The sequence below is a fragment of the Anaerococcus sp. C0059F3 genome, assembly GCF_056590475.1.
Genome location: NZ_JBWPWE010000010.1, coordinates 43,908 through 62,878, shown reverse-complemented (window position 1 = coordinate 62,878; position 18,971 = coordinate 43,908). Strand labels below are relative to the sequence as shown.

The following is an 18,971-nucleotide window of genomic DNA, read 5'->3' as shown; positions in this document are numbered from 1 at the left end:
GAATAAAAAATGTTTTCTTGGAGTAAACTTATATTTGTTTTAGAGAAAATTTCACGAAAAAAATTCTCATGTTGGTGTTTTTGACGATGGCTAAGAGTCAACAATCACAGAGTGTAAAACTTGTTGATTTAAATAACAAATCATGGAAAAAATCTTATTAAAATAGATAAATATACAATCATATCTAACAAGGCGTGTAAAAGCTTGACAATAAAAGTTCAATAAGTTAAAATCAATGTATAAAGTAAGATATTTTAGGGAGGAAAGAATGAAGATTAAAAAAGTATTTTCATCACTTATGGCTTTAGGCCTCATGACAACGATTGCAGCGTGCGGTGGAGGAGATAAAGCAGACCAAGCCACCGACCAAGATCCTAATCAAGGTCAAGAAACACCAGCAGAAGGCCAAGAAGGTCAAGAAGGTGCAGAAGAATCTGTAGAAAACTTTGCCAAACAAACATCAGATGATACCCTTGTCGTTGGTGTAGAAGAAATCAACGGCGACTTCATCGGTGGTTGGACAAACAACAAAACAGACGTAAAAGCCAGAAGATACATGGGTATTGAAGGTAACAACGGCTATTCAACAGTGGTTCAAGACGAGGGTGGCCAATGGGTAAACAATATGACAATTCTCGAAAAAGAACCAGAAATCGTCACCAATGAAGATGGCTCAGAAACAACTACCTTCACAATCAAAAAAGACCTTAAATTCTCTGATGGTAGTCCAATCACAGCTAAAAACTATGTTTTTGGACCACTTTTATCATCTCATCCAGCCTACCAAGTAGTAACAGGCTCAACCAACATCGGTGCTGATACTATCAAGGGTTATGAAGAATATCACAATGGAGATAAGGATTTCCTAGATGGATTAGAATTAGTAGATGACTATACCTTCAAGGCAACAATTTCATCTGACTTTTTACCATATTTTGAATCAGCAGCCCTAAGAGGTTATGGCCCATTCCCATTCCACGCTATTACAGATAACCTAACAGTTTCTGAAGATGGCAAAAAACTTGTGGCTAAAGAAGGCTACCAAGTAACAGACCAAGATAAGGAAAGATATTTCAAAAACCTTGATACAACCATCCAAAAAGCCAAGGAAGACTTTGAAGATGACTGGTCTTTCATTGATAAAGCTGATGACGTAACTGAATCTGAAAAACAAGAATACGAAGAAGCTAAAAAAGAACACGAAGCAAAAATCAAAGAACTTGAAGCCAAAAAAGATGGCGACGTAGACCCAACAGAACTTCTTATAGAAGATGCTATGCTTAGGGAAGCCAACGAATACAGGACCAACCCATCAGTTGTTGACGGACCTTATAAGTTTAATTCTTTTGCCAACAATATGGTAAAACTTGACCTAAATGAAAACTACATCGGTAACTTCAAGGGTGAAAAGGCTACAATTCCTCATATAATATTACAAACCGTAAATAAAAATATAGCAGTAGACCTACTTGAAAATGGCGACATCGACCTTTGGGAAGCTGAAGTTGACGGTGCAAAGATCGACCAAATGAGAGCTGCAGCTGAAGCGGGAAAGATTGGTGGCTATAACACATTTGAAAGAAATGGCTACGGCAACGTAACCTTCCTAACAGATAGGGGAGCAACCAAATATAAGGAAGTAAGACAAGCTATCGCTCAATTAATGGACAGAAACTCTTTTGTACAATCTTATGCAGGCGGCTACGGGGTAGTAACCAACGGTATGTACGGTACAAGCCAATGGATGTATAAGGAAAGAGGAGCTGATCTTGAAAATAATCCAGAATTCAAGAAATACCAACTAAACCTTGAAGCAGCAAACGCCCTTCTAGATAAAACTCCATACAAGTTTGAAGCAGACGGCAAGACTCCTTGGGATAAGGCAAAGGCAGATGAAGAATTTGCTAAAAACCCAGATGGTTTTGACTACTACAGATACGACGAAAACGGCAAAAAACTTCAAGTTAACCAATACGGTTCTGATGAATCTCCAATTACAACATTGATTTCTAACCAAGTACCAGTAAATGCAAAACAAGTTGGTATGGAATATAATGTAACAAGTGGATCATTCGCAACCCTACTTGAATACTATAACTTCCCTAAAGAAGACGCCGAATATACAGCCTTCAACATGGGTACAGACTTTGGTACACCATTTGACCCTTACTACCAATACAATTCTAAGGGCTTCGATAACAGAACAAAAACCAACGATCCAAAGGCAGATGAGTTAACAGTTAAGCTTCGTCAAACAGACTCTAAGGACAAGGAAGGCTACCTAGATACTTGGGAACAATTCGAAATGTGGTACAACGACTACTTGCCAGAAATTCCTCTATATGCTAACCAAAACCACTCTGGTTACTCAAAGAGAGTAAAAGGCTTTGATATCAATACTCCACTTTGGGAATCTGAGTATCAAATTAATGCCATGACAATAGAAAATTAAGGATAAGAAAAATAATTAAAGAAATCCCCGCTTAAATGCGGGCTTTTCTTTAAATAAAATTGTTTTTTACATCCGATGAAAATTATGGTGAAATTCTTATCAATATTTACAAAATTTTATAAATATTCATAAAATGTATGAAATAAGCCTTATCATTTGTAAAACTTCAGGATTTTTATAAACTATAAGGTTGACAAAAAGGCCGAAATATTATAGTATTGTAGGTATAAATTATATGATTTAGGATTGGGCGTAAAATTAATTGAAATATTTGACCAATACATAAAAGCCCGCCTAAATCAAAAGAGGAAGGATATATATGTTACGTTATATAGTTAAGAGAATAATAAACTTAATACCAGTAGCTCTTATCATATCTATCATGCTTTTTGCCTTCTCCAAGGCCATGCCAGGAGACCCTATCCAGGCAATGATCCCTACTACAGGTAGGATGACAAAGGCGCAAAAAGAAGAGATGTATAAGAACTTATCAGCAAGGTATGGCTATGACAAGCCTCTACCAGAACAATATGTAAGATGGTTAGGCAGGACCCTTAAGGGTGACTTTGGTGAGTCTACCAGAGTTAGAAGACCAGTTAAGGAATACCTATCTGAACCACTTAAAAATACAGTTTACTTAAATATCGGTTCTACAATAATTTCCTTTGTACTTTCGGTGCTAATAGGAATTAGGTCGGCGACCCGAAAGGGGGGCATCTACGACAAGACGGCCCAGACATTAACCCTAGTAGGTCTATCTATACCGACCTTCTTTATAGGACTTATAATGATCTTTTTCTTTGCCTTTAGGCTAAAGATGTTCCCAGCAAATGGTATGCCTAGGGAAAATACTTTTGGAGAATGGGTAAAATACCTAACCCTACCTACTCTAACACTAACAGTAGGTTCGCTTGCATCCCTTTCTAGGTATGTAAGAAACTCCATGCTAGACGCTCTTGACCAAGACTACATCAGAACAGCTAGGTCAAAGGGTCTTAAAGAAAAAACAGTAGTATATTCTCACGCCTTTAGAAACGCGTTAATTCCAGTAGTTACTGCGCTTACATGGGCTGTACTTGGCATGTTCTCAGGTTCTGCCATCACAGAGAGGATTTTCTCCTACAGGGGAATCGGTAATGAGCTTATTTCTGCAGTAATGGCGCAAGACTACAACGTAATCCTTGCCCTATCAATGTTCTATGCCATCCTTACTCTTCTAGGCAACCTCTTAATGGATATAGCCTATGCCCTAGTAGATCCAAGAGTTAAGTTGGAGGCTTAATATGAATAGAAAATTAAAAAAACCATTTAAATCTTATTTTGGCTTCCTCAAGACTTATTTTTTGAGAGGATTTACCTTTGCAAGTGGCATGGAAGATAACCATACACCAAGCCCAGAAAATGAAGGCCCAACAAATGACCTTAATGCAAATCTAGAAGGTGGCCCACAGGAAGAACCAGAAAATGATAGGCTAAAAGAAGAAGCCATTATGTCACCAGGTAAGGTTGCCCTTAGAAACTACTTTAGAAACCCACTTGGTGTTATAGGACTTGCTATGTTTATAGCAATTGTTCTTGTAATCTTTGTTGGTTCAAAGATGCTACCATTTAACCAATATTACTCACAAGGTAACCTAACCAACGTTTCTCCAGGAGCGGGATATATGAATTATCCAAGCGAAATGGAAAAAGAAGGCGTTGAAAAAATCTCAATAGGTAATACCTTTGCCATTGGTCTTACAAAAGAAAATAACATCTATGTTTGGGGTTCAAACAACGAAGACGATGTTTTAACAATCCCAGAAGATGTTAAAGAAAAAATCAAAGGCAAAAAAATAAAAGACGTAGCAGCTGGTGATAGACACATCTTAATTGCTACAGAAGATAATGAAATCTATGGTTGGGGTAATAAGACTTTTGAACAAACAAAAGTTCCACCAATGCAAGAAGCCAAAATCAAAGAAGAGGGAATCGCAAAACTTGGCGGTGGTACCCAATATTCAGTTGTACTTACAAATAAAGGAAACCTTGTAATCTGGGGTTCAACACTCGCTTCAAGGCTTGATATGATCCCATCTGCCATCCAAGGTCAGGTAGTGGACTTTGATTGTAACACAATTAACGTAATAGTAACCAAAAAAGATGGGTCTGTTGACCTCCTTGGTGTAAGAGGTGCTGAAAATGATACAGCTATGCCTGCTGAGCTTAGAGAAGGCAAGGTTAAGGCTAAAAAAGCAGTTCTTACAGCCAATTCCGCAGCAGCTCTTACAGAAGATGGCAAACTTTATGTTTGGGGTCCATCTAGAGATAAGTTATCTGGAGACTTTATTCCAGAATTTGATGCTAAAATCGTAGATATAGAAGCAAGTGATTCAATTATTTCAGTTCTTGACGAAAATGGCAAGGTTCACCAATGGGGTATTGAAAACTATGGAGAGCTTGATACACCTGATGGCGAATTCGACCAAATTTTCTCAAACTACTTCAATGTCTACGCAGTAAATAAAGAAGGAAAAATTAATACTTGGGGACTAAACGGATTTAGGTTTGGTTCAGATGACCAAGGTCGTGATATCTTCACAAGACTTATCCACGGCGGCAAGATGACCATGGTAATTTCCCTAATTTCAACAATCATCCAAATCGGACTTGGTGTTTTAATAGGTATGGTTTCAGGTTTTGTCGGCGGTAGAGTTGATAATATCTTAATGAGGATTTCAGAGATCGTTGCATCTTTCCCATTCTACCCAATGCTTATTTCCCTATCTGCCCTCCTACCTCCAGGAGCTAGCCAAGAGCAAAGAATAACCATGGTTATGATTCTTTTAGGTATCCTAGGTTGGACAGGACTTGCACGTTTGGTACGTGGACAAATCCTTGCAGAACGTGAAAGGGATTATATTACAGCAGCCAAGGCCCTTGGTGTAAGGGATTGGTCAATTATGGTTAAGCACATACTCCCTAACGTCCTATCAATTGTTATAGTAAATGCGACAATTGGTTACGCAGGCAACCTTCTTACTGAAAGTGGTCTTTCATTCTTAGGATTCGGTGTTCAAGAGCCTACACCATCTTGGGGTAATATGCTTACAGCTGCCCAAAGTTCGGATGTACTAAACACTTACTGGTGGAGATGGGTATTCCCAGCCCTTGCAGTATTCTTGACATCATTCTCAGTTAACCTTATTGGTGATGCCCTAAGAGATGCAATCGACCCAAGAGCAAACGAGAGATAGGTGAAATTATGAGCTTACTAGAAATAAACAATCTTCATACCTACTTTTCTACAAGGCGTGGTCTAATCAAGGCTGTTAACGACGTAACCTTGTCTGTTGACGCTGGAAAAACCCTAGGTCTTGTAGGTGAGTCTGGATCTGGTAAGAGTCAGACAGCTATGAGTATTCTCCAACTGTTTGAAGCTAACCAAAAGATCTATGGTGGTGAAATAATATTTGATGGAGAAAAAATCTCCGAATATAAAACAAGCCAAATGGAGCATATCAGGGGAAATAAGATTTCTATGATCTTCCAAGAGCCAATGAGCTCCTTAAACCCTGTATTTACTGTAGAAAAACAGCTTTCAGAAGTACTTATGCTTCACAAAGGCATGAATAAAAAAGAAGCAGCTGAAAGAGTTGAAGAACTTCTTGCAGCTGTTAAAATCCCAAACCCACACGTAGTTACCAAGCAATATCCATTTGAATTGTCAGGTGGTATGAACCAAAGGGTTATGATAGCCATGGCCCTTGCTTGTGAGCCAAAGCTTCTTATAGCTGACGAGCCAACTACAGCCCTCGACGTAACTATCCAAGCCCAAATCCTAAGGCTAATGAATGACCTTAAGCACAAGGCTGGCACATCAATCCTCTTTATCACCCACGACCTTGGTGTTATTAACCAAATGGCTGATGAAGTAGCTGTAATGTACTGCGGACAGATCGTTGAGCAATCACCAGTAGAATTTATTTTCAAACGTGATATAACAGACTTTAACCACCCATACACTGTAGCCCTTCTAAACTCTATCCCATCTATCACTTCAGATAGGAATGAGAGATTAGACATAATACCAGGAAGCGTACCTCACCCATTAAACCTACCAGACGGTTGTAAGTTTGCGGCAAGGTGCAAATTTGCTACAGAAAGATGTATCAAAGAGATGCCAGAATTACAGGCAGTAAATGAACACCAATTAATCAGGTGCCATTACCCAAATAGAAAGGAAAGAGAAGATGGAAAATAAAGACAAGAAGGTCTTATTTAAGATAAGAAACCTCAAAAAATATTTCCCTCTTAAGAAAAAAGGCTTTTTCAACAAGGGCCCAGGCGAATATGTACACGCCAACGAATCTATATCTATAGACATCTATGAGGGTGAAACACTTGGTCTTGTAGGAGAGTCAGGCTGTGGTAAGTCTACTTTCGGAAGGACACTTCTACAAATTTATGAGCAAACAGAGGGAACAACCCTTTATTACGGAAAAACTCTAGAAGAACTTGCTCCAGAGTACATGGGCAAGATGATTGGTAAAATCCCATCAAAATTCCCTAACTACCACAAGGAATTAGATGAATTAAATAAAATCTATGAAGATTTAGAAAAATCTGAAACCGACGAAGACAGGGCAATGAATAACGAAAAAGCCATGTTCAAACGTCGTGCAATCGAAGAAGAATACCTAAATATGATAAGAATTGCCGGTGGACTTCTAGCTTCAGATGACCTAGGCAAGGTAGCAAACCTCCTTAACGGAGAATACCAAGTCCTAAAGGAAAGAGCTAAGGTTTATACTGACATAGAAGAATTTGAGCAAAAGGCTCAAATGATGGTAAGAACCTGGGATGACTACTACAAAATCCTAGATGAAGATCCAAAATATAAGGAATTAAAAAATAAGGCTGATGAAATAAGTAAGAGAGTTGAAGAAAAAAGAGCTGAAATTGAAGCTTACAGAGATACTCTTAGGGACAAAGAAGGCTTTGATGAGCTTGAGAGTCAACTTGACACAGGTATCGACCTTTCAGAATTAAACAAGGAAGAGATGAGACAACTCCGCAAGGATCTACAAATGATCTTCCAAGACCCTTATGGATCACTAGATACAAAGATGACTGTAGGAAATATCATCGGTGAAGGAGTTCTAGGCCATGATTTATTCAAGTCTAGAAACGAAAAAGGCTACAACGAATATATCCAAGAAACAATGGAAAAATGCGGTCTCGCCCCATACTTCCTTCATAGGTATCCTCACCAATTCTCAGGTGGACAAAGACAAAGAATAGGTATAGCAAGAGCCCTTGCCCTAAAACCAAGCTTTATAGTTTGCGATGAGGCGGTATCTGCCCTTGACGTATCTATCCAGTCACAAATCATAAACCTTCTTCAAGACTTAAAAGAAGAAAACAACCTAACCTACCTCTTCATTACCCACGACCTTTCAGTTGTAAAATACATCTCTGACAGGATTGGTGTAATGTATCTAGGTGTAATGGTAGAACTTGCTGATTCTGAAAAGATATTCGCAAACCCACTTCACCCATACACAAAGGCCCTACTTCAAGCTATACCAAGAACTGACGTTGATCAAGGTCAAGAGCTTGCAATAATCGAAGGCGATATTCCTTCAGCTGTAAGGCCACCAAAGGGATGTAGGTTCCACACTAGGTGTGAATACGCTATGGACATCTGTTCACAATTTGAACCAGAACTCAAAGACGTTGGCGACGGCCACTTCGTTGCCTGCCACTTAATGGATGTATCTGAAGAAGAAAAAGAAAAAGCCCACGCTAAGGTTATGGCAGAAAGAGCCAAATTAGACAAAGAATTAGAAGAAATTAGTGCTATATGAAAAGACCAATAGACAGGTTTAAGGGAAAAACTAGAGAGGAAATAGAAGAAAAAGAAGATCTCCTAGACAAGGACAACCTAGAAAGAGGCGATAAGCTGGCAATGTTTCTAGCAGCCATGAGAGTCTTCATGCCCTTTGTCCTACTTCTTCTCGCCCCAATATTTTTAATAGCATATTTTATGTAAGTTAGAAAACCAGGATTTTTATAAATTCTGGTTTTTTTATTCCAGAAAACCATTAATAGTTTTTTATCCGAGATTAATGGTAGTAAAAACTTTGATATCAAAGTTTTTACGGTTTTCAAAATTTCTCAAGGTGCAAAGCACCGAAGCAGAAATTTATGAAAAACCTTATGTAATTTTTTACAAGCGATGCGACGAATAGGAGCATTGATTGTAAAAAGATTACGTTCCTTAGCTCGTTAATCCGAGATTAACTGTATCTTAATAATAATCTAGGTCATTTACATGACCCCTCCGTTCAAAGGGGAGGCCCAAGGGACCTTCCGCAGGGTCCCTCACCCGCCGGAAACCCGTTTGCTTTGCAAACTCCTCCGTGCTACCGCACTACGTTTCCGGCATAAACGCCCCAAATCAAGGGGCGTTTATGTCCCCCTTAAACCCCTCTCGGCTACACCCCCGAGCGTCTCCTTGGCGGAGTGCGGGAGCAGAAGCTTGCCTTTTCGGCAAGCTTTTTTATGTAGAGAGAATTACCTTGTATAAGATTACATATCTCCCCACAGATTTCTAATCTTCGGGCTGTTAAAAACTGATAACTCGGCTACGCCTCAAACAATCAGTTTTCTTAACGCAACCCTTGATTAGAAATCTTTGTCAGTAGATTAGAGAATTAACTTCGAAGTTCCAGATTTTACCAGGCACGTTTGGCTTCGCCAAACATTGCTAAATTAGTGTTTGTTTTCAAACAAAGAAGAAAAAATCACAAGACTGTGTATTTTAAAATACCAAGCATCCGTAAAGAAAATTGCACTGACAGCTTTTTACGAATAAAAGCATTATAAATACTGTGAACTAATTAAAAATATAAAGTATAAGTCAAACGAGATTGCAATTTTTAGGAGGCTTGGGATTTTAAAAAGTTAGACAAAAGAAAAACCAAAACGAAGACGTAAACCCTACTAAATAAAGATTTCCGAAGGAAATCCACAGTTTATGCTCCCCGCCATAGGGGCCGCCTGGGGGTGAAACGGAAAGGGGGCCTGGGGGAACCCGATGAGGGGGCATGCGGAAAGCCCCCTTGGGGTTCCCCCAGTTACGGAGTGGTCATGTCAATGACCTAGAACATTTATAAGATAAGTTCAATCTCGGATTGAAGAAAAAAGATGATAATCCTGGATTAATAGACTCACCTAGTGAAAAGATAATTTATCTCGGATAAAAATTTTGTATAGCAAATAAAAAAGTATATAATAAAATGATGAGGTAAAAATTAAAAAGCGCCAGATCCTTTTGGGATGACGAGGGAGGAAGTTATCGAAAATTCGGCGGGAGCTTCCTGGGTTCACAGCCTTAGTGTTAGACAAAAGCAGAGAGTAATTTCTGTGACAGAGAAAACACAGTGGCCTCATAAAAAAATTAATAAGGAGGCACTATGTGCGGAATAGTTTGTTACAAAGGAAGGCTTGATGCTAGGGAGGTAATTGTAGACGGTCTCGAAAAGCTTGAGTACCGAGGATATGATTCAGCAGGTCTTGCCGTTATTAAAGAGGGAGCTATTTCTGTTGTTAAAAAAGCAGGCAAGATCGCAAATCTCAAAAAAGCCCTTGAGGCAAACCATATCAGTGGAAATATTGGTATTGGCCACATAAGGTGGGCGACCCATGGGGAAGCAAGTGATATAAATAGCCACCCTCACCTTTCAAATAAGGGTAGAATTGCCGTAGTCCATAACGGTATTATCGAAAATTACAGGGAATTAAAGAAAGAACTCGAAGACGAAGGCTACACTTTTAAGTCAACTACAGATACAGAAGTTATAGCGGTTTTAATTGAAAAATATTACGGTGGCGATCTTTTAGAAGCTGTAAAAAAAGCCAAGGCAAGGCTAGAAGGTTCTTTTGCTTGCGGGATTATTTCAGCTGACGAGCCAGGAAGGCTAATCGGAATGAGGGTTGAAAGTCCACTTGTAGTAGGTCTTGCTGGAAGTGACATAATAATGGCAAGTGACATTCCTTCCATTCTAAAATACACCAAGGACGTAATCTATTTAGAAAATGGTGACCTTATCGACATTACAGAAGACGGCTACACTATTTATGACGGAAATAACCAAAAAGTCGACAGGGAAATCACAAAAATATCTTGGTCTGTGGATGCAGCCACAAAAGGCGGTTACGACCACTTTATGATTAAGGAAATCAATGAACAAGGGCCAGCTATTAAAGAGCTATTGAACTTAAATATAAAGAATAATGAAATTCATTTTGACGGAGATTCTTTCACAAAGGAAGAAATTGAGAAATTCAAAAGAATTTACATCGTAGCCTGTGGCACAGCCTATAATGTTGGTTTGGTAGGAAAATGGGCCCTTGAAAAATTTACAAAAATCCCGGTTTTTTGCGATTTAGCATCAGAATTTAGGTACAATGAGCCTTTCTTAGATGAAAATACCCTAGTAATCCTTATTTCCCAATCAGGGGAGACAGCAGATAGCCTTAAGGCCCTAAGGTTAGCTAAAGACGAGGGGGCAGAGACCCTGCTTATTACCAACACCCTAGCCTCATCGATGGATAGGGAAGCGGATAGGTCTTTGTATTGCTATGCAGGGCCAGAAATAGCAGTGGCATCTACCAAGGCCTACACAACTCAAATTGTAAATCTCTACCTCTTAGCCCTAGATTTTGGAAATAAGTTAGGAAAGTTTGATAAAAATACCTATGAGGAAATCATTAAAAATCTAAGGGAAATACCAGAAAAAATCGATCAAATCCTAAAGGATGATCATATAATAAAAGAATTTGCAGAAGAAATCAAGGATAAGCATAGCCTATTTTATATAGGCAGGGGCCTTGATTATGCAACAACAATCGAGGCTGCCCTTAAGCTAAAGGAAGTTTCCTATATCCACACCGAAGCCTTTGCGGCAGGTGAGCTTAAACACGGAACAATTTCCCTTATTGAGGAAAATACTCCAGTAATTGCCATCATGACCCAGAAAAACCTCACAGCAAAGACCCTTTCAAATGTAGAAGAGGTTGTGGCAAGGGGAGCAAATGTCTTTATCATCACCTCCCACAAAGATGCTAGGATGGAAAAAATAAGCAAGAAAATTTTTGAAGTCCCAGAGACCCTTGATATTCTCTACCCACTTTTAACAGTAATCCCAGGCCAGTTAATAGCTTATTACACTTCAACAGCCAAGGGCATTGACGTTGATAAACCAAGAAATCTTGCTAAATCTGTAACTGTCGAATAAATTTAGTTTAGTAAACCGACTTTAGGGGTAAAAGAGAGTTTGAGAGTAAAGGAGGTTTTTATGAGATTTAAAGATAAGTCAGTAGTTGTAACAGGAGCAAGCTCCGGAATCGGTAGAGAAATTGCCAAAGAATTTGCCCAAGAAGGTGCAGTTGTAGTAGCTGTAGCCAGGAGGGCAAATCTTTTAGAAGAATTAAAAGAAGAATGCAAGGACTTTGAAGGAAGGATAGTGCCTTTCCCAGGCGACCTAACAGACGGTGATTCTGTAAAGGCTATGCTACAAAAGGCCATAGATGAAACTGGCAAGCTTGATGTTTTAGTTAATAACGCTGGAATTATGGATGATTTCATTCCTTTAGGAGAACTTGAAAGAGATTTCTATGACAGGGTTATGGAATTAAACCTAAATGCACCAGTTTTTGCCATGAAAGAGGCAATTAATATAATGCGTAAACAAGGAAGCGGCAATATTGTAAATGTCAACTCCCTAGCTGGAGTAGCTGGAGCTAAGGCAGGTGCAGCCTACACAGCAAGCAAGCACGCCTTACTAGGTATTTCCAAAAACTCAGCCCATATGTATAAAAAAGACGGAATTAGAATTAATTCTGTAATTCCAGGAGGTATAGAAACTGGAGTTGTGGGCGATTATTCAAAGATAAACCAATTTGGCCTTGGCAGGGTAATGGCAGCTATAGAAGCAGACAACCCAATGGGCCAACCAGTTGATATAGCAAAAGCTTGTCTATTTTTAGCAAGCGATGACGCTAAGTTTATTAACGGCGCAGGCCTTGTTGTAGACGGCGGAGTCTTAGCAGCTGAATAATATAAGTAAAGAAAATATGTCTATTTTTGTAGTGAACCCCAAAATTCTTAATATGGATTGAGGGGTTCTTGCATAATCAAATACATTAAAAAATAAAAATGAGTATAGATTTAAAAAATAAGCGGAATGTATCGTGCTCTATTCAGATTACATTCCGCTTAAAAGATTATTAAATAAACCGTTTTTTATGGGTTTTGTTATATTATTGTTATTTTTGCAAGGATGTTAACTTTAAATTCACGCTATTAACTATTTAGTAAATTATTGTTAATTATAATAGAAGCTTAGTTGATTATAATCTATTTTGCTTTTATTTTTTGATAGCTTTAAATGCCGATGCTTGAGCTGTCATTCCTCTTTCTGATGCAAGCCTTTCAATGGATGATGCGCCGAAAAAGCCATCTATTTCTGGAACGTTTTTAATAACATATTCTGCATCTTCTGGATCTGCAATTGGTCCACCATGACATATTACCATTATTTCTGGATTAACTTCGCGTCCTGCTTTAATAATCTCACGTATTTTTTCACAGCAATCATCAAGAGTGACGGCTGTTTCTGCACCGATTGAACCCTTGGTTGTTAGACCCATATGAGCCACAAGAATATCTGCTCCGGCTTCTGCCATTGCTTTAGCTTGGTCTGGATCAAATACATATGGGCAAGTTAGCATATCGAGCTCATGTGCTTTTTTAATCATATCTACTTCAAGTCCATAACCCATGCCTGTTTCTTCAAGGTTTGCTCTAAACTTTCCATCAATAAGTCCAACAGTTGGGAAATTTTGAACTCCATTAAAACCTTGTTCTTTTAGTTGTTTTAAGAAAATATCTATTACGCGGAAAGGATCTGTACCACATACTCCTGCAAGAACTGGTGTTTTTTCTACTATTGGAAGAACTTCTTGACCCATTTCCTGAACTATTTTGTTGGCATCGCCGTAAGAAAGTAGTCCAGATAAAGAACCACGGCCGGCCATTCTAAAACGTCCAGAATTATAGATTATTAACATATCAACGTCTGCTTTTTCTGAACATTTGGCAGTAATACCTGTACCAGCTCCTACTCCTACAAGAATTTTTCCTCTCAAAACTTCTTCTTTAAAATCGGACATTATTTCAGCTCTAGTTTTATTTAACATAATTATACCTACCTTATTTTTTATTTTTTCTAATTTTATTTATTCATTAAATTAATAAGTTCTTCAGCGGCTGTTACAGCAAACTCATTATCGTTTATATTGCAATCTATTGTTTTGATTTTTACATTAGGATTATCTATTCCATTTTTAATTGCTTTAAAGAGGGTTTCTCTTTCTTTTATTCCTTCAAAAGGTTGTCCTTCTGCATCAATTGCAGATACGCCTTTTTTTGGTAAAAGCACAACCATTTTACTTTCGGCTTTATTCCATCTTTCTGAAAGGGCTTTTCCAACGCTTGCATTTTCAACTTCTGTTGTCCTCATTAATGTTACACTTGGATTATGTTTATAGAAATTTCTTCCAGAAAATTTAGATGGTACGGACTCCATAGGGCCAAAGTTGACCATATCACATGCACCGACTGACACAACCTGAGGAATTCTATTTCTAACAGCAGCTGTACATCTATTTGTTCCAGCAGCCAGTACTCCTCCTACGATTTGGTCACACCACTCTGTAGTTGTTAGATCAAGTACGCCTTTAAAAAAGCCAGCATCTATTAGCGATTCCATTGTTTTACCACCAGTGCCAGTTGCATGAAAGACTAATACTTGATATCCTTTTCCTTCTAGATAATCTTTAGCTTGATCTATACAAGGTGTTGTAACACCAAACATTGTTGCAGCTATTAAAGGTTTATCTTCCTCAGCTTCTTGTTTAAATTTGTCTTTATGCTTAACCATCCCAACTATACAGGCAGCTGCATTGTAAAAAATTGTTTTTGATATTTTATTAAGTCCAGCAACATCAACAATTGATGGCATCATAATAATATCGCTAGTTCCAACATATTGGGATACATTGCCCGAAGCCATTGTTGATACCATCACCTTTGGAACTCCAATAGGTAGTGTTCTCATGGCTGCTGTTGCAAGTGCAGTACCACCCGAACCGCCACAAGAAATGATACCATCAAATTTTCCCTCATTATAAAGCTTTGGTACAATATTTTTCATACCTTCTGACAAAGCTTCTGTAGCAGTAGATCTATCTTTTTTTGCGAGTAATTCCGACATCTCATATCCAGCTGCGCCAGCAACTGCTGTATTAGACACATCTGGTATAAATTTGGGATCAAATGTACCTGTATGAATAGTAAAAGTTTTACAGCCTAAACTTTCTATAAGTGATTTGATGTATAGAAACTCATCACCCTTGGTATCAAACGTTCCCACGATAGCGATTGTTTTCATTCGAATCTCCTTTCTGAAGATTTTATTTAGAAAATAAGTTCATGAGCTTATTGTAGTTTAATTATAGAACATAGATATGTGTTTGGTAAATGGGTTTATATGCTTTTAATATGTGGTTTTAGTAAATGATTGTGATAAAATTTGATTTATATATGTTTTTATGTATTTATCTATCTTGAATATTTGTTTCTTGGATAAATTTTATTTTTTAGTAAATTTTTTTCTCCATTTTATTGGACTATATCCTGTATATTTTTTAAACATTTTTGAGAATTGAGCATAATCATAGTAACCAACTGCAATTGCTGCCTCTTTACAAATTATATTATCATCTTTTAATAATTCTTTGGCTTGATTAACACGATATCTAACAAGATATTCAATAAAACTAGTACCTGTTTCTTTTTTAAAACGTCTACTTAAATAAGAAGGTGAGATATGAATTACCAAGGCTATATCTCCTAATTTTATGTTCTCCATATAATGTTTTGATATATACTCTTTTACAAAAGTTACAGCATTATTTGAATTCCAGCATCCTTCGATTAGTTTGTTTTTTATGTCATCATTTAAGACATTTGCATCGTAGAGCTTAAACTCTCTTGTTGCATTAAAAATAGCTTGTTCTGTTGGGATTCTATCAAATGTTGAGCCTCCAATATATCCTTGACATATGGTGTTTTGATATATGTATTGCATATCTACTAAAGTGTTGGCGGGGCCAGCATAAACCATACGTATTATTTTGGGATTCATTTTTTCACAAACATGAAAGATATTATCTGCAATTATCCTTGCCTCATCAATGGATATTTGCTTTTTTGCTCCTAAATATCCTCCTTTTGTAAGGCCGAGGTGAACACAGATTATATCTGCTCCAGCTTTGATCATTGCCTTTGCCTCTTTGATATTAGTCACAAAAGCTATCGTGAACATATCAAGATAATTTGCGAGTTTTATTGCGAGAACTTCCCTTGCAAAGGTATTATTTTCATACTCTAAACCTTGTCGAAATTTTCCATCAATTAATGAAATTGTTGGAAAATTTACTATCCCTGAAAATCCATTCTTTTTGATTTCTTTCAGGTAATCATAGAGCTGAATATTTGGATCATTCGCCATCAATCCAAATATTAATGGTCTATCTGATAGTATTGGAAGCAACTCTCTTTGCCCTATTTCCATGACTTGGTCATTATTGTTCCCATAACATAAATAGCTGGCATAAGAGCTTCTACCCATAATACGATATTTTCCGGCTGTTAAAGCTAAGAGTAAATCAGATCCTCCCATTGCTGCATACTTTGCAGTCATGCCCGATCCTACTGAGGCACCTATTATATGACCGTTAATATTAATTTGTGCACGTAATAATTTAAGTATTTTTTTTCTTTCCATAATATTAATCCTAATTTTTCGGCTTTATATATATTTTACTTTAATTATCAACTTAATGTTTCTCTGTTATATTTTCTTATAATAATAATTGAAAAAGACGAGGATTTCCAAAATCTTCGTCTTTTAGCTTTGCAAACATTACGCCAGTTTATTTAATTAATTTTCTATTTTCTTTACTTCCTCAATTACTTCTTCAGGAATCATCTTATTTGAAAAGTAAAGGAGACCTGCTGTGAGAACTGCATCGTCTATATAGCCCACAAATGGGAATATATCAGGGATGACATCTGCTGGTAAAAGTATATAGGCAAGGGAAAATACTGCGAGAATCTTTGCCATTAGAGGGGTTTCCTTGTTTTTTAGGGCCCTAAAATATCTTGGTATCATTTTTCTTAATTTATTCATAAAACTTCCTTTTATTAAACTTGTGTTTTAAATATCTTAACTTCTAATATCATTATACTAGGAAAAACCAAAAGTCAAGCGAATAATATTGAAGTTAAACTTTAAAAATAAAACAAATGCTTTTTAGGAAAAAGCCGATCTTTGGGTATAATGATTTAAAGAAAGAAGGTTCTTATGGGATTTAGATTTAGAAAAAGTATTAATTTGGGCAAGGGCTTTAGGATTAATATGTCCAAGTCCGGTCCGGGATTTTCATGGGGCGGCAAGGGCTTTAGGGTGACTAAAAAAGCAAATGGTGGCTTTAGGACAACTGCCTATATACCAGGCACAGGCCTTTCCTACCAAAAAGATTTCTCAAACCCCCTTGGTGGTGGATCAAAAAAAGCAAATAAAAAAGTAAGTGGCCAAAGACAAATAGAAGAAAACGAGACTGAGTCAAGAGACTTTGGCCTTGATTTTAAAAACCTAGAATCAACAGGCCTTAAGGATGTCTTAGACCAAGCGGCTTATGAATATCCTCTAAGAAAGCCGGGTTTTGGTATATTTATTTTGGGAATCATACTTACATTCATCCAGCCTTTCCTTGTTATAATTGCAATCCTTGGAGCCCTTATGTATTTTTACAAAAAGGCAAATCCTGTTGAAATCGAATACGATTTTGAAGGTGGGGCCAAGGATGAATATGACCTTACCAATAAACTTTTGGCTGGAATTTTGGAAAGCGATGCGGTTTGGCTGGTCGAAGGAATAGAAGCAGATGATGATAGGAATTTAATCACAGCGAGAAAAGAATTAAAGATTAAGGATGGTCTTCCTGGTGATTTATCAACAAATGTTAAGGTCCATAGCCTTGTGGCAGGAGATTTGACCTTATCCTTCCTTCCAGATGCCCTTTTGATAAATAAAAATGGGTCAAATAAGGCTCTTGATTACAAGGACCTAGAAGTTGACCTAAGGAGCGAAAATTTCCTAGAAGAGGAAAAAATTGCCGACGCGACCCTAATAGAAAAGACCTATCTCCACACTAACAAGGACGGGGGACCTGATATGAGATACAAGGACAATCCAGAAGTCAACCTTGTGGAATATGGGGTTTTGGAGATGAAAAACAAGGATATTAACCTAGTAATTGTCTTTTCAGACACAGTTATAGATGGAAAATAATGTTATGATGGAAAATAAGATGGGAATTGATTTAAGAAAAAGAAATTTTATAGCCCTCAAAGATTTTTCTGAGAGGGAAATTTTATATTTAATAGACTTAGCGGCAGAATTTAAAGAATTGAAAGCCCAAAGAAAACTTCACAAATACCTAGAAGGGCAAAATATTATCCTTCTTTTTGAGGAGGCTTCAGCAAGGACTAGGACTTCCTTTGAGATAGCAGCGGCTGATTTGGGAATGACTACATCCTTTATTAACTACACCCAGGCAAAAATGGGCGAAAATGAATCGATTGAGGATACCATTTCTGTCTTTGATCGATATTACGACGGGATTGTCTATAGGGGCCACGAGCAAGACCTCCTAGAAAAATTGGTGAAAATCACAGAAGTACCAATTTATAATGCTATGACAGATATGTTTCACCCTTCACAGATGATTTCAGATATGCTTACCATTAGGGAAAAATTTGGATATCTAAGAGGCCTAAAACTTGCATATCTTGGCTATCCTGGCGATATTATGCCCAACTCTCTAGTCATCACTTGTTCAAAACTCGGTATAGATTTTGTAGGCTGTGGACCAAGGAAGTTTTTCCCGAGAAAAGACTTGGTCAGACTTTCTAGGAGATTTTCCGACAAGCACGACTCAGATGTGATTTACACAGATGATATAGAAGAAGCAGTTGCAGATGCCGATATAATCTACACTGATATGTGGATTGCCCTTACAGAAAAGGACGACCCACCTATGGACAGGATAAGGAGGCTCTATCCTTACAGGGTGACTGATGAGGTAATGGCCATGTGCGATAAGGACGCGATTTTCATGCACTGTCTGCCAGCCTTCCACGACCACAAGTCAAATCTAGCAAAAAAAGTCTTAGCCAAACTCCCAGAAGATATGAAAGATTGGGATTTTAATGGGATGGAAGTTGCTGATTCGGTCTTTAGATCTGATAAATCCATGGTTTTCGACCAAACTGAAAACAGGATTCCTGCTGTGAAGGCGATTTTATATTCAACCTTAAAATACGATTAGAAAAAAGCTGGTA

The 18,971-nt window shown here is 37.7% G+C and carries 14 protein-coding genes; 10 read left to right on the top strand and 4 right to left on the bottom strand.

The window, feature by feature from the left end; all coding sequences use genetic code 11:
• The first annotated feature begins 268 nt into the window (after positions 1–268).
• The 8 genes from AC1EJ5_RS07540 to AC1EJ5_RS07505 all read left to right on the top strand — a co-directional run bounded on the left by AC1EJ5_RS07540 (position 269) and on the right by AC1EJ5_RS07505 (position 12,558).
• Positions 269–2,452, top strand: coding sequence for an ABC transporter substrate-binding protein (locus AC1EJ5_RS07540; RefSeq protein WP_479815515.1), 2,184 nt, complete (start codon positions 269–271; stop codon positions 2,450–2,452).
• 319 nt (positions 2,453–2,771) lie between these two features.
• Positions 2,772–3,734 (top strand): ABC transporter permease, encoded by a 963-nt coding sequence (locus AC1EJ5_RS07535; RefSeq protein ID WP_223418418.1) that lies wholly within the window; start codon positions 2,772–2,774, stop codon positions 3,732–3,734.
• 1 nt (position 3,735) lies between these two features.
• On the top strand, positions 3,736–5,688 hold the full coding sequence (locus AC1EJ5_RS07530; RefSeq protein WP_479815513.1) for an ABC transporter permease subunit: 1,953 nt from the start codon (positions 3,736–3,738) through the stop codon (positions 5,686–5,688).
• Between the two features lie 8 nt (positions 5,689–5,696).
• Positions 5,697–6,695, top strand: a complete 999-nt coding sequence (locus AC1EJ5_RS07525; RefSeq protein ID WP_308749546.1) for an ABC transporter ATP-binding protein — start codon at positions 5,697–5,699, stop codon at positions 6,693–6,695.
• Positions 6,685–8,301, top strand: a complete 1,617-nt coding sequence (locus tag AC1EJ5_RS07520; RefSeq protein WP_223418426.1) for an ABC transporter ATP-binding protein — start codon at positions 6,685–6,687, stop codon at positions 8,299–8,301. Before AC1EJ5_RS07525 ends, AC1EJ5_RS07520 begins: the two co-directional genes overlap by 11 nt.
• The gene (locus AC1EJ5_RS07515; protein WP_308749544.1) at positions 8,298–8,486 is read left to right on the top strand and encodes a hypothetical protein; all 189 of its coding nucleotides are present in this window, start codon (positions 8,298–8,300) and stop codon (positions 8,484–8,486) included. The genes AC1EJ5_RS07520 and AC1EJ5_RS07515 overlap by 4 nt, the downstream gene beginning before the upstream one ends.
• A 1,426-nt stretch (positions 8,487–9,912) precedes the next feature.
• Positions 9,913–11,736, top strand: coding sequence for a glutamine--fructose-6-phosphate transaminase (isomerizing) (glmS, locus tag AC1EJ5_RS07510; RefSeq protein WP_479815510.1), 1,824 nt, complete (start codon positions 9,913–9,915; stop codon positions 11,734–11,736).
• Positions 11,737–11,796: 60 nt separating this feature from the next.
• Positions 11,797–12,558: an SDR family NAD(P)-dependent oxidoreductase gene (locus AC1EJ5_RS07505; RefSeq protein ID WP_311480944.1), complete on the top strand. Its 762-nt coding sequence runs from the start codon at positions 11,797–11,799 to the stop codon at positions 12,556–12,558.
• Between the two features lie 310 nt (positions 12,559–12,868).
• Here the strand turns inward: AC1EJ5_RS07505 and AC1EJ5_RS07500 are convergent, their stop codons facing one another.
• The 4 genes from AC1EJ5_RS07500 to AC1EJ5_RS07485 form a co-directional block, all read right to left on the bottom strand.
• The gene (locus AC1EJ5_RS07500) at positions 12,869–13,699 is read right to left on the bottom strand and encodes a phosphoenolpyruvate hydrolase family protein (protein WP_479815508.1); all 831 of its coding nucleotides are present in this window, start codon (positions 13,697–13,699) and stop codon (positions 12,869–12,871) included.
• Positions 13,700–13,734: 35 nt separating this feature from the next.
• On the bottom strand, positions 13,735–14,952 hold the full coding sequence (locus tag AC1EJ5_RS07495; protein WP_479815506.1) for a Tm-1-like ATP-binding domain-containing protein: 1,218 nt from the start codon (positions 14,950–14,952) through the stop codon (positions 13,735–13,737).
• Positions 14,953–15,153: 201 nt separating this feature from the next.
• Positions 15,154–16,350: a phosphoenolpyruvate hydrolase family protein gene (locus AC1EJ5_RS07490; protein WP_479815504.1), complete on the bottom strand. Its 1,197-nt coding sequence runs from the start codon at positions 16,348–16,350 to the stop codon at positions 15,154–15,156.
• A gap of 156 nt (positions 16,351–16,506) precedes the next feature.
• Positions 16,507–16,755 carry a YkvA family protein gene (locus AC1EJ5_RS07485; RefSeq protein ID WP_479815502.1) on the bottom strand — a complete coding sequence of 83 codons (249 nt, stop codon included), beginning with the start codon at positions 16,753–16,755 and terminating at the stop codon, positions 16,507–16,509.
• Positions 16,756–16,929: 174 nt separating this feature from the next.
• Between AC1EJ5_RS07485 and AC1EJ5_RS07480 the strand changes: the two genes are divergently transcribed.
• Positions 16,930–17,919 carry a DUF4236 domain-containing protein gene (locus AC1EJ5_RS07480; RefSeq protein ID WP_479815499.1) on the top strand — a complete coding sequence of 330 codons (990 nt, stop codon included), beginning with the start codon at positions 16,930–16,932 and terminating at the stop codon, positions 17,917–17,919.
• Between the two features lie 4 nt (positions 17,920–17,923).
• Positions 17,924–18,958: an ornithine carbamoyltransferase gene (gene argF, locus AC1EJ5_RS07475; RefSeq protein WP_223418439.1), complete on the top strand. Its 1,035-nt coding sequence runs from the start codon at positions 17,924–17,926 to the stop codon at positions 18,956–18,958.
• Positions 18,959–18,971 lie beyond the last annotated feature (13 nt).